Genomic DNA, 11996 nt, shown 5'->3' with positions numbered 1-11996 from the left:
TCAGGCCGAGGCCAGCTTGAGCAGGCCACGAAGCATCGCCGGGCCGGCCATGATAAGAAGGCCGCCCAGGACGACATAGCCAAGGCGCTCCCAGCGAAGATGACCGGAGGCGCATGCCCAGATGCCGACACCGATCACGCCGATACCGACCACGACGGCGCCTAGGGTAACAAGGCCGCTTTCCAGATTCTCCATGAGGGACGTGCCAGGCTGTACCCAACTGTCATCGCCGGCAGCCCAGGCGAGCTGGGGGATGAGCGTCAGGATGAGCGATACGGCCATCAGAGCCAGCATCACTCGAAAGGTATTGGAACTGCACATAAGCTTGCCTCCGTTAGTCATGATCACTTGAGAACAACAAAGAGAGCGGTCAGTGCAAAGCCGGCCGCCAACACACTGGCGATGGTGAGGATCACTTGGGCTTTGAGCTGGTTGCGCATGTGGTGCTTGATCAGGCCGGCGCTTTCGGCCTGGTGCGCCACAGACGCGATCACATTCTTGACGGCCGTGTTCAACAGATCGTCGCGCAGCACATTTGCGCTGTCGGCGACCCGATTTGTGGCCTTCGTCATGATGCCGTCGACCTCGAGGGCGAGCTGGTCGTTGTGCCGACGCAGTAGTCCCTCGAAATCGGCAATGAACGCCTGGTGCAGCGTCACCGCCATCAGGATCGGGTCGTCGTCGCCGACCGTCACCTTATGCGTCTCGCTCAGGAGACGGCGGGCTTCCGCCAGACCGATGGCGTGACTTTCCGTATCCTGCTGGGTTTCATCAGTCGCCGTCGTCATTCCGACGCCTCCCCGGCCTCGGCGGAGCCATCCACTTTTTCGAGAAAAGCGTCGATGTTCGGCCAGGAGCCGCGGCCATAAGCCACCTGAACTTTTCTGAGCAATCCGGTCGCCTCACGGGCCATCTGGTGCAGCTCTGAATTGAGCTGTTGAGTTATGGACAGCCGGGTGGCCGGGCTGTTCAGCCCAGCCATCGGCGGCATTGTCGGTTTGGTATCCCCCTCTGGCATTGTGGCCTCAGCTGGCGACAGTGAAGCCGAGGCCAGCGGCCAAGTCGGTGGGAATATCGATCATCGTCATCTTCGCCTCGTAGTCAGAGGTTTGCCGCGGCCATCTGGCCGTCGAGGGTGCGCCAGGTCATTGCCAGGCGCTGCCGGGCCATGATGGTGAAGTCAGGAGCGTCCTTGACGGCTGCGAAGGTAATCTTCTGGCGCAGCATCTGGTCGACATCGGCGCCGAAGGTTTCCTTGCGCAGTTCCGGAATACGGATCAGCGCATGGATCTGTTCCTGGTGATCCCGAAACAGCTTGCTGTCCTCGAATTTCCGGCCGTCGCGCTCGACGCGACCGAAGAATTCGTTCAGCCACACGACGACAGGCACGTTGGGGAAGTGCTCAAGCAAGCTGGCGAGGCCATCCATCGTATCGCCCTGGGCTTGGCCGCCTGTCAGGACCGAATGAATGACCAGCTGCAGGCCGTGTTGCTGCAAGAAAGCCGCCACATCATTCTCGAACATGTAGGCGCTGAGCGGCACGAAGGTCGCTGCGCCATTGTCGACGATGAAAACGGCATCCTCTGGCGCTGTCATGATGCCTTCGATCAGCTGATCGAAGGCGCGCGGGTCGATGTTGCCATCCCGCATGAGCTCGAGGCGCTTGGCGGTGAAAGCCTTATACCCAGCGAAGGTTTGGTTTACCGGGTCGGTGTCGATGCAGGCCGGCGTGACCTGCCGGCCGATGTAATGCTGCGTCAGCAGAGAAGCGATGAAGCTCTTACCGACGCCTCCCTTGCCCTGCAGGATCAGATTTACATGTTTCATTTCCTGTCGTCTCCTTGGTTGCTGTTGGATGGTTCGCCGTCCCAATGGTCTTTCTCCCCGGATTGGTAGTGTCCGTACTTGCGCACAGGTGGTTCGACGCCGGCGCCGATAGGCACGCGACGTTGTGCTGGAGCGGCGGTCGCCGCCGCGGCCGGCAGCGACTGCTGGTTGCCGGCATGATCAGCCAGCTGATCTGGTTGTTGGGTGGCGGGGGGCTGAGGGGCCAAGGCTGCGGCGCCGATCTTCGGCACGCTCTGCAGCCAGGCCATTACCTCTGGGGTCACCTCCAGCGGCTGAGCCGGAGTGGCAGGTATTGATGCTTTCGGCCCACGAATCGCTTTCACGCCGATGGTGAAAGCCGTGTAGCCCAGGGTAATGCGCCCTGCGCTTTTCAGAACGTCATGGGCTTCTTTGAGTGTCGCCCCAGAGGCAAGCAAGGCCAGAATCTCGGCCTTGAGCGCGATGACTTCGCGCTTACCCTTGCCCCACCCCACGCCTGCCATACCGGTCCCCCGTGTAAACGGTTGACCCGAAAGAGCGAATCATGGTCTATCTAAACGGCAGTGGGAGGTCGTCGGCTCTACCTCCTGCAATGAAGAGATTTAGAGTCAACATGGCTCCCGCAACCAAATCAAAAGCCCGCCAGGCGATGACCTGGCGGGCTTTTTTTTGGGTCAACCGATCGGCCGAATGCCGCGTTGCTCCAGATTTGCTCCACTGCTGCCAGACGGCGGCTCAATGCCGCGCTCTTGTCCGGTCCGGTCGTCCAGCAGACGGCCAACCAGGGAAGAAGGATATGGCCAGTTTGACGAAGCGCGGATCCACCTACACGGTGCGGATCCGCCGCAAGGGATAAGCTCACATTGACATCCCGAGATCGCGCTTCTGTCGTAAGTCGATCCCCAAGGCTTTCTCCTGGCCGATATGGGCCATGGATGCTGTCCACCATCACTGAACAGGACATGCGGCCGAACGGTCGATTTGCTGCGCTATCAAACAGGTCGCCGCACAATGTCCCGGAAAGATATGCAGTTGTATTATCGCCTCGCTATCAAATGGTGTTGGCAAAGAGCACGTCGCCCCCAGTAGAATGAAAAGATAAACTGGGTCAGGAGTTTTTGGACATTCAAATTCCGGCTGCCAGCTCGCGGAAGGTCTTGAATTTTTGCCATTGGATTTCCATCATAATCAAACGATTTCGGGCGCCAACTCTAACGCTCTGGAGAGGAACTAATGCGAGTCGGGGTTCTGACTTCGGCGAGGGCCGGCGCTTCGGTCATATGCCTGTTGGCAGGAATGGTCATTTTTGCTCCGGCCGTCGGCACGGCGCAGGAGATGGTCCACTTTGAAGCCAGTGCACCTGATTCACCCACCCAGGTCGAACTGCGTGCAGAGCTTTACAGGCCCGATGGCAATGGCCAATTTCCCGCCGTTGTGCTGATGCATGGCTGCGGCGGCTGGCAGCCGGCCGTCCGTTACGGTCTGCAGACCCATGCCCGCTATTTGCAGCAGCACGGCTTCGTTGTCCTGAATGTCGACAGTTTCGGTCCACGCGATCGTGCCGGCGGCAAGATGTGCGCCAGCGATCCTGCGCTGTATAAGGCCCTGGACTACCGGACCAGTGATGCCTTCGACAGCCTGCGTTATCTGCAGAAGCAGAATTTTGTGTCGCCGGCCAATGTGTTCCTGATGGGCCAGAGCAACGGTGGCGCAGTCGCCGTTCGCGTGGCCAAGGCAGTGGCAGCAAAAGCGTATCAGGACAGCAGCCTGCCGACTTTCCGCGGGGTCGTCGCATACTATCCGTGGTGCGGCGAGGTCGGATCGCGGATTTCGCTGTCTTCGCCGCTGCTGATTTTTGCCGGCGGCAAGGATGACTGGGTCCCGGCACGGGAATGCCAGGGTGCGCGGGCCAGCGGTGCGGCACTGCAGGTCCGCGTCTATCCCGAGGCCGCGCATTCCTTCGACCTCGACATCATCAAGCAGCGCTATCTGGGCAAGTTGATCGGCGCCGACGAGCCGGCCACGCAGGACAGCCGTGAGCGGATGCTGGCTTTCTTCGTCGGCAACCTGACGCCGGATTCTCGCAACGGTCCGCGCGGCGTGCCTGCAGACCGCATCATCGTGGCGCAGAATGCGACGGCGGTTGTTGCGGGCGACTTCCTCCCGTAAGGAGCTGCGTCCGGCTGGCGGGTACAAAAAAAGGGGCCTCGCAGCCCCTTTTTCTTTTTCGCATCGCGCAGAACGCGCTGTCCGGTTCAGAATGTCGTCGAGAGTTCCAGCGTGCCGTAAGCGCTGCTGCCGCCACGGTTCTCGTCGGTATCTGAATAGCCGCCGGACATCGTCAGGCCGAACTGCCCGAGATTGGTCAGCATCAGGAAGGCGCCGAGGCGCTGCTCGCTGCTCTCGTCGTTGCCGGTGGCGAGGGCTTCCGGACCGACCACATAGCCGCTGAAATTGTAGCCGCCGCGCAGGCGGGTCCAATAGCGCTCCTTGGCGGAGCCATAACTGGCGATCAGGTCGGCATAATAGGGCAGCGTCAGCGCCGTCTCGAACTGGCCCATGACCTTGACGCCGAAATCGCTGCCACGGTTGGAGTCCAAAACATTGTCGGGCGACAGCGAGTGGTCTTCAAACTCCAGGCCGGCATAGCCGCGCAGGAAGAAGCTCTCGAACGCCTTCTGGTAGCCGCCCAGCACGTCGAACGACCGGACATCGCCATCGACCTTGCCGCCGGCCACGGCGCTCGACTGGTAGTCATACTGGCCATAGAGGCCGTCCGCGCGGAGCAGGAAGCTGTCGTCCGTCAGGTTCCCGCTGAGATGATGAATGGCACCGACATAGCCGTAGTAGCTCTTGTCCCGCGCATCGATACCGGTAAAAAGCACGGTAGCATCCTGGGCATGAGCTGCAGCGCTGACGAAACAGCCGCCGGCCAGCAAGGCGGCTGCGGCGGCGATTCGGAATTTGCCGATTGTCATATTGGTCAGTCCCCTTAAGGTACAGTAGACACTACTTACCATGGTTTTTGTTTTCCATAACAAGCATTAACGTAGAGAGTCTCCATAAATAAATATGGTGTTGCCGCTTTGCTTCACTGCGGGGCGGAGCCGTAGGGCAATCCCGGCTCAAAGGACAACAGTGAATACGTGATTGTTCCGCCGCGGAAGACGGCCTCCAGACGGATCGGGCCGCGCAGCCGGTCGAGATGGCAGATCAGCCTGACCGGCAGCCATGACCAGGCGGATTCCAGATTGGTCTCGATCACCAGCGGCTGTCCGGCGGCTTCTGGTACCGACACGCAACGGCAGCGGACGGCGGCGAAGGGATCGGTCAGAAAGGGCGAAATCGACAGCCCGAGCCAGCGGGCCATGCCGATGGCGACGACCGGGGCCGGCTCTTCCCACATCATTCCGGCGCTTGCGGCATAGGGGATCGATGGTACAGCCAGGGCGAGCAGTTTGAGCAGCGGCACCGCGCCAGCCTGCAGTTCGGTGACGCGCCAGGCATCTGCATCCTGGGTAGTCACCAGCTTGCCGCCCTTCAGGCCCTGGTAGAGGTGCTGTCCGGCGGCATCCAGCGAAACGGAAATCCGGGTCGTGGAGGCAGTCCTATGGCGGAAGGAGCGTGGAACTATGCCATCGATCTCGACGTTCCAGACGGCCGATCCCGGCGAGGTGCTGGAAAGAACGGCATGGACGGCCGGATTGAGTGACGCCGGGGCGACGATCGCACCCTGGCCCGGTATCGTCGCGGAATGCCAGCGCAGCAGCGGCTGCTCCGGACCTGCTGCCGACAGGAAGTTGGCGAGCCGGAAGGGCAGCGTCGGCGAATCCGGATTGCCGGTGCCCTGATATTGCATGTGCAGATGCGGCACCGGCGAACGGCCGGAATTTCCCGTCATGCCCAGATATGTGCCGATTTCGACGCGCATGCCGGCTGTGACCGCGACCGAGCCCTGTCGCAGATGGGCAAGCAGAACATAGCCGCCCTGGTCGAGGCGGATGACCACATGATTGCCCCAGTTTTCGGCATAGTTACAGATGCCCGGAGGATTGTCGGCGATGTAGTTATGGATCCGTTCGACGATGCCGGCGGCCGGGGCGGTGACCGGAACGCTCCAGCTGGCGGCATCAGCGGCGGCATCGGGATCGAACAGGCCCGCCGGGTTCGGCTTCTGGAAATCGAGAGCATGGCGCCACAGGCCGATATGGCTCAGTGCACCGTCGATACCCTGCGAAATCCGCATCCGCCCCGGCGTCGGCACGACGAGGAATGGGCCATACGGTCCGGAACGACGGGCCCAGTAGGCGCTCCGCCACCAGGCTTCTTCCGGCGAGAGTTCGGTGGTCCGGTTGCGCTGGAAGAGCGTCTGGCCGCTGGCCATCTCCAATGCATAAATGCCGATCCAGGTTGTCAGCGCGGAAGCAATCGGCAGGTAGCCGAGGGCGGTAGCCGGAAACAGGTTCTGCAGGCCGACGGCGAGGAAGGCCGCGCCACTGCCGCCGATGGCGGCGATGAGCAGGCTGAACGGCCCGGGCAGGAAATAGACCGCGCCGAGGGCGGCGCCGGCGAGGAAGAAGTTGTAGGCGGTCGGCATCCAATAGAAGACCACCCCCTGCTGTACCAGTATGGAGGCGGTGAAGATGCCGGCGGTCCAGCCGATTACGCCGGCAAGGAAGGACATGCGGGACCAAAGTAGCACGGCTGCTCCCAGCACCAGTCCGACCCAGAGCGTGGGGCTGAACAGCATCGCGCCGAGTGTGCGGAAGAAGGTCACGACCCAGCCGAGCAGGTCGGTCGGGACCGGCCACCAGGTCATTGTGTTGATGGCCTGCGTGGTCCAGTGCGGATAGATGGCGAACAGCATCGCGGCGATCAGGCAATAGCCGACGACCATGGCTGGCAGCTTGATTTCGGCCAGGGCCTTCATGACCGCTGCAGTCAGGATGGTGGCGGAAACGGCGGCCACGACGGCCACGCCTACCTGCGCCTGTATCGAGATAGCGACCGGTCCGGTCAGCCATGCCACTGCCACGGCCGACAACAACGCGTTGGCTTTCAGTCCGCCCTCTATCGGCGAGGAATCACGGATCTGGAACATGCGGCTGATGCTTTCGGCCACGATCAGGCCGAGAACCGCGAAAGCCGCAAAGCGCAGATTCTGGAAAACCGCGAGCCACAGGATCATGCCGATCCATGGGTTCGGGATCATGAATGCCCCGCCCAGCGCCGGCCCCAGGATCGAGATCAGGGGTGTCGGAGAGTTATGTGAATTCTCGGCGACCCGCCCGCGCGTGGGCAGGATCGCCAGCCAGTCCGTCGATCCGGTTTCCGCTCCCCTGTTCATGATTTTGCCGCCAGGTAGGCGGGCGTCCGTTCCGAACGTTCGACATCGTCAAGGACTTCACGTGCCCGGATCAGGTGGGCGGTGCCGTCTTCGGCGATCAGGATCGCCGCGGGGCGATAGGCAATGAACTGCATGGACTGAACGAGATTGTAGGCGCCGACCGGGTGCAGGCTGAGAATGTCCCCCGTCTTCAGGGGGGGCATGTCGATGCTATCCCGGATGACATCTATAGCCATGCACAGGCAACCGTAGATCCGCGACGGCATAGGCGGGGAATTGATGATACGCGCCGGCTTGATCGAGAGCTGGTACCATGCAGCGGTATAGAGAAGGTTGACGCCGGAATCCAGGACGTAGCCGATCTTCGGATCTTCACCGACGACGATCTGCTCCTTGTAGTCGCGTCCCGTCATATCGGATTCACTCACAACGTGGCGGTTCATCCCCTTCACTGCGACAACCGTGCTGAGCAGATAGCCGGCCTCATCGACCATGTGGCGGCCGGATTCCAGACGCAGCAGCGGCCGCTTCTTGGCAGGGAGGCGGTTGAGGACTTCGGTGATGGCGTCGGCATAGGCCTCGATAGGCGGTACCACCTGTTCGGCAGGGCCGGCCATGCCATGCAGCAGGCTGTATGACGGAAAACCGCCGCCCAGGTTGAGGCACTCGACCACGTGGTCGTAGGCAGAGTGGATATGGTCGCGCAGGGCCAGGAGCTTCTGAGTGGCCACCCGGTAGGCTTCCGGGGTGAGGATATATGTGCCGATATGCGTATGCAGCGTATGCAGGTTCAGATGCGGGTTGCCGATGACCCGCTCCGCGGCGCGTCCGGCCTCGCCGTTTGCGAGCGAAAAGCCGAATTTCGACCAGACCGGGCGAATGCCGGCATCCAGCCAGACGCGCAGCCCGACGGAAACGGGATGCTTGGCATTCTTGACCAGTTCTTCGATCAGGTTCAGTTCATCCCAGTTGTCGATCTGGATTAGCGCGCCCTCCGCGAGGGCCTGCTCGAGAATGGCCTTCGGCTTGTGGGGGCCATTGAAGATGATGTCCTTCCCCTCGTAGCCGAGCTTCCGCGCCTTCTGGTATTCGAAATCGGATACCACTTCGGCGATCCAGCCTTCTTCGCGCATGATGCGGCAGATCGCACCGAGATAATTCGTCTTGAAAGACCAGGCGAAGCTGGTCTTCGGGTAACGGCTTTTGAAGGCTTCGCGTGCGCGGCGCGCCTTGCCGCGGAGAGTGTGTTCCGAGAACACGAAGAGCGGCGAGCCGAACTCTTCGGTCAGTTTCTGAACGGGAACGCCGTCGATCTCGAACAGAGCCGGCGTATGGCTGCCGCGCGCGAAATGGTTGCGGTCGACGGCTGCATTGGGTGCGCTGCGGCCCAATTCTCCGCTAATGATGGGCTGGAGATAGAGCTGGCTCATTTTACGGCCTCAAGTTTGGGGGAAGTGTCAGATTCCGGGGTCCGGTATTCGCCGGTCGTCGCCATATGGGCGATCTCCGCGATGTCGGTAACGATGTCGATGCTATGGCGGATGAACATCTGCCCAGGAGCGCATCGCCGGAGCGGCAGGGGGGGGATCTTCAGCACGGTTTCAACCAGGCGGGCCGGCAAATTGCAGCCGATCTGCGATGGAAAATCGACCCAGGCTGGAAAACGCGGATTCATCTCGAACACCGCGTGAGGCCTACCCGACATCTTTATGAATTCAAGCTCGAACGGACCATTCCAGCGCAGGGCCTCGATGATCCGAGCGACCATGTCGTCTATCTCGGAGTCCGCGACGACGATACCGGCGAATCCCTTGCCCGCCGAGGTGCGAAGCATCTTCCGGATCGAGCAGGAGGTGGTCAGGCCGCCTTGGCCGTCGCCCAGGCCGACAATATTGTATTCTTCGCCGACCACCGATTCCTGCACCAGGATCGGGCCACCCCAGACATGAAAGATGTCCTCGAACGCCTGGTACAGCTCTGCCTGGTTGGTGGCGAGATGCGCTTCATAGAACCGGCCCTTCACATAGACCGGATAACCGATTTTTTCGGCATGCGCCGCCAGTGTTGCCGGATCGTCGGCAAACGCGGTGCGGGGAGTGGAAATTCCGAGCCGTCCGCACAATTCCTGCAGCTTTACTTTGCTTCGCGCATCAAGGGATTTCTGCGTCGGCAGGACACAGGCAATTCCGCGCTTGCGCAGTTCCGGCTGAAGGGAGATGAAATTGCCAATCTCCGAATCCAGGCAGGGGATGATCATGTCCAGCGTCTCCTGCTGGAGGATCTCGTCCAACCGCTCCAGGGTCATCGCCGGCCCGGCGCCCGGATAGGGCAGCAGGTAGGCGGCATCGGGCCGGCTGAGATCATGACTGTAGAGCGAGCTCTCGAACGGATCGTAGGACAGCCCGACAATGCGCATATCCGGGAAACGGCGGCGCAGCCCGGCGGCGACGGCCGCGCCCGGCTGGGGGTTGTCACCTCGATGCAGGCCCGTGATGGCAACCGATATCATGCTGCCACCAGTCATTTCGCGTTGAGCCGGCTCAGCGGCTCCAGTGCAGCAAGGTCGTTCAGGAACAGCTCAGTGTCGCGTACCGCAGTACTCGCATCGAGCTGATATTCACGCTGAAGCAGTGGCGGAAGATCCTGCGGGCTTTTGCCTTCGTCGAGAGCATGCAGCAGGAAGCAGGCGGCGGGGCTCATGCGATAAAACACTCCCGACACCGTGTCGAAGACGAATTCATCGCCGTAGTAGCGCAGCGCCGTTGCGCGTGGCTTCGGCCCTGCTTCTTTTGAAGTTGCCGGTGCGCCGGGTCGAAATGCCAGAGACATCCAAGCTTTCCTTTATGCTGAAGAGCCAAGCCCATGTGGATAAATCAATTTCTCGGTGTATATATATTTGTCGCCAGAATTTCCGCACATTGATTTGTGTCAACGTAATTGATTGGTAAGCAGTGATATTTTGAGCCTCGTTATAAGGATGTCGCCGTCGCTACAGAATTGCCTTTGGGCCCTACAGAACAGCATACTCCTCTTTTGGTTGTGATTTGCCGGGTTGTGTCGATTCCTGGCCGGTCTGGGATATGCCGTCACGGGGCTCGCATGCAGCTGTACGTGCTGCCGGGAGCATGAGCCGCAATTTGGTGACGTCGCTCAAGCGCCGCGGATCGCACGAGGCATAGGAACGACCACCAGCGGCCATGCGGCATGGCCGTTTGATATCAACCGAAGGGAATCTTGACGATGACGCACTCTATATTCAGAAAACACGTGCTGGCAGCAGCAATGCTGCTTGCACCGCTCATGCTGGGGGCCTGCAGCGATACGGTCCGAGTGGCTTCGCATGCGAAGCTAACCAGCGTGGACCCGATCTGGACCACGGCCTACGTGACCCGCACGCATGGCTATCTCGTTTATGACACGCTGTTCGCGATGGACGAGAACTTCGAACCGAAGCCCCAGATGGTGGAAACCTGGACAGTTTCCGACGATCACAGGATCTGGACCTTCACGCTGCGCCCCGGCCTGAAATGGCAGGACGGCACCGACGTTACGGCGGAAGACTGTATTGCGTCGCTGGAGCGCTGGAGCAAGCGCGACGGCATGGGGCAAAAGCTGTTCCTGGACGTGGCCGACCTGAAGGCGGTGGACGCCCGGACCTTCAGCATGACCCTGAAGCAGCCTTCTGACCTGGTGCTGCCGGCACTGGGGAAGATATCGGCAAACGTCCCCTTCATGATGCCGAAGCACATTGCCGAAACCGATCCGATGCAGAAGATCACCGATGCCACCGGCTCGGGTCCTTTCATCTTCAAGCCGAGCCAGAGCACCGAGAACAAGGCGGTCTACGTTCGAAATCGCAATTACGTGCCGCGCAGCGAGGAGCAATCCATGGCCGCCGGCGGCAAGGTCGTCGACGTCGACAGAATGGAATGGATCTATTATCCAGACCAGGCAGACGCCGTGCAGGCACTGATTGATGGCAAGGTTCAGTACGTTGAGTCAGTCTCGACAAAACTACTGCCGAAGCTGGAGGGCCGGGATGACATCATTGTCGCTTCCACCGACCCGTTAGGCAACGTCGCCATGGCGCGCTTTAACCATCTGCAGCCGCCCTTCAACAATCCTGGGGTTCGCCGCGCCGTTCTGATGGCGATGAACCAGGACGATTACATGACGGCAGCGCTGGGCGACCACCGTTACTGGCGGAACTGCTACTCTGTGTTTCCCTGTGGCACACCGCTGGCCACCGAGGCCGGTGATGCCGTCATGAAGACCGCCAGCATCGAGGCGGCGAAGAAGGCCCTGCGGGCGGCAGGCTATGACGGAAGTCCGGCGGTTCTGCTGAATCCGGTGGATGCGCCGGTCATGGCTGCTTTCACGCAGGTTACTGCGGATCTTCTGCGCAAGATTGGCATGAACGTCGAGGTGCAGGATGTCGACTGGGCCACACTGGTCGAGCGGCGCGACAGCCGGGCACCGGTATCCGAGGGTGGCTGGAGCATGTTCCACACCTGGTGGATTGCGGCCGACCTTGCCGATCCGCTGTCGATCGCCTTCTCCGGCGACCCGAACGCCGGCTGGTTTGGCTGGCCGAACGATCCGCAGCTCGAACAGTTGCGCACTGCCTATGCCAGCGCCAAGAATCTCGATGAGAGGAAGGCGATCGCGGTAAAGGTTCAGGAGCGTCTCTATGCCATCGGAGCTTTCGGTGTCCTCGGACAGTTCTTCGAGCCTGTAGCCTTCAGCGCCAAGCTGAAGGGGATCACCTCGCCGATGCAGTTTTACTGGGGCGTTCACCAGGAAAAGCAGTAATCGGCGTCTG

12 protein-coding genes are annotated in these 11996 nt (G+C 60.9%); 2 read left to right on the top strand and 10 right to left on the bottom strand.

Features of this window, described 5'->3' with window-relative positions; genetic code table 11:
- From ACFOOQ_RS05175 to ACFOOQ_RS05155, 5 genes are all read right to left on the bottom strand, one after another.
- The gene (locus ACFOOQ_RS05175; protein ID WP_379722523.1) at positions 1 to 321 is read right to left on the bottom strand and encodes a TrbC/VirB2 family protein; all 321 of its coding nucleotides are present in this window, start codon (positions 319 to 321) and stop codon (positions 1 to 3) included.
- A gap of 23 nt (positions 322 to 344) precedes the next feature.
- On the bottom strand, positions 345 to 788 hold the full coding sequence (locus ACFOOQ_RS05170) for a hypothetical protein (RefSeq protein ID WP_379722521.1): 444 nt from the start codon (positions 786 to 788) through the stop codon (positions 345 to 347).
- Complete coding sequence (locus ACFOOQ_RS05165) at positions 785 to 982, bottom strand: hypothetical protein (protein WP_379722518.1); 198 nt, start codon at positions 980 to 982, stop codon at positions 785 to 787. The genes ACFOOQ_RS05170 and ACFOOQ_RS05165 overlap by 4 nt, the downstream gene beginning before the upstream one ends.
- Positions 983 to 1101: 119 nt before the next feature.
- On the bottom strand, positions 1102 to 1827 hold the full coding sequence (locus tag ACFOOQ_RS05160) for a conjugal transfer protein TraL (RefSeq protein ID WP_379722515.1): 726 nt from the start codon (positions 1825 to 1827) through the stop codon (positions 1102 to 1104).
- The gene (locus ACFOOQ_RS05155; RefSeq protein ID WP_379722512.1) at positions 1824 to 2330 is read right to left on the bottom strand and encodes a hypothetical protein; all 507 of its coding nucleotides are present in this window, start codon (positions 2328 to 2330) and stop codon (positions 1824 to 1826) included. Before ACFOOQ_RS05155 ends, ACFOOQ_RS05160 begins: the two co-directional genes overlap by 4 nt.
- Positions 2331 to 3060: 730 nt before the next feature.
- Here ACFOOQ_RS05155 and ACFOOQ_RS05150 point away from each other — a divergent pair.
- On the top strand, positions 3061 to 3996 hold the full coding sequence (locus ACFOOQ_RS05150; protein WP_379722509.1) for a dienelactone hydrolase family protein: 936 nt from the start codon (positions 3061 to 3063) through the stop codon (positions 3994 to 3996).
- A gap of 86 nt (positions 3997 to 4082) precedes the next feature.
- On the opposite strand, the gene bcsS is transcribed toward ACFOOQ_RS05150, so the two are convergent.
- The 5 genes from bcsS to ACFOOQ_RS05125 all read right to left on the bottom strand — a co-directional run bounded on the left by bcsS (position 4083) and on the right by ACFOOQ_RS05125 (position 10003).
- Complete coding sequence (bcsS, locus tag ACFOOQ_RS05145) at positions 4083 to 4805, bottom strand: cellulose biosynthesis protein BcsS (RefSeq protein WP_379722506.1); 723 nt, start codon at positions 4803 to 4805, stop codon at positions 4083 to 4085.
- Positions 4806 to 4918: 113 nt separating this feature from the next.
- Positions 4919 to 7174: an urea transporter gene (locus ACFOOQ_RS05140; protein WP_379722503.1), complete on the bottom strand. Its 2256-nt coding sequence runs from the start codon at positions 7172 to 7174 to the stop codon at positions 4919 to 4921.
- Positions 7171 to 8604: a hypothetical protein gene (locus ACFOOQ_RS05135; protein ID WP_379722500.1), complete on the bottom strand. Its 1434-nt coding sequence runs from the start codon at positions 8602 to 8604 to the stop codon at positions 7171 to 7173. The genes ACFOOQ_RS05140 and ACFOOQ_RS05135 overlap by 4 nt, the downstream gene beginning before the upstream one ends.
- Positions 8601 to 9683 (bottom strand): hypothetical protein, encoded by a 1083-nt coding sequence (locus tag ACFOOQ_RS05130; RefSeq protein WP_379722497.1) that lies wholly within the window; start codon positions 9681 to 9683, stop codon positions 8601 to 8603. Before ACFOOQ_RS05130 ends, ACFOOQ_RS05135 begins: the two co-directional genes overlap by 4 nt.
- A gap of 11 nt (positions 9684 to 9694) precedes the next feature.
- Positions 9695 to 10003 carry a PqqD family protein gene (locus ACFOOQ_RS05125; RefSeq protein WP_379722495.1) on the bottom strand — a complete coding sequence of 103 codons (309 nt, stop codon included), beginning with the start codon at positions 10001 to 10003 and terminating at the stop codon, positions 9695 to 9697.
- Between the two features lie 411 nt (positions 10004 to 10414).
- Here ACFOOQ_RS05125 and ACFOOQ_RS05120 point away from each other — a divergent pair, with 411 nt between their 5' ends.
- Entirely contained in the window at positions 10415 to 11986 is a 1572-nt protein-coding gene (locus tag ACFOOQ_RS05120; protein ID WP_379725339.1) for an ABC transporter substrate-binding protein, read from the top strand.
- Positions 11987 to 11996: the final 10 nt, after the last annotated feature.

Source organism: Ferrovibrio xuzhouensis, from assembly GCF_042648965.1.
In the GTDB taxonomy this organism is placed as follows: domain Bacteria; phylum Pseudomonadota; class Alphaproteobacteria; order Ferrovibrionales; family Ferrovibrionaceae; genus Ferrovibrio; species Ferrovibrio xuzhouensis.
This window is presented reverse-complemented; position numbering and strand designations above follow the sequence as displayed.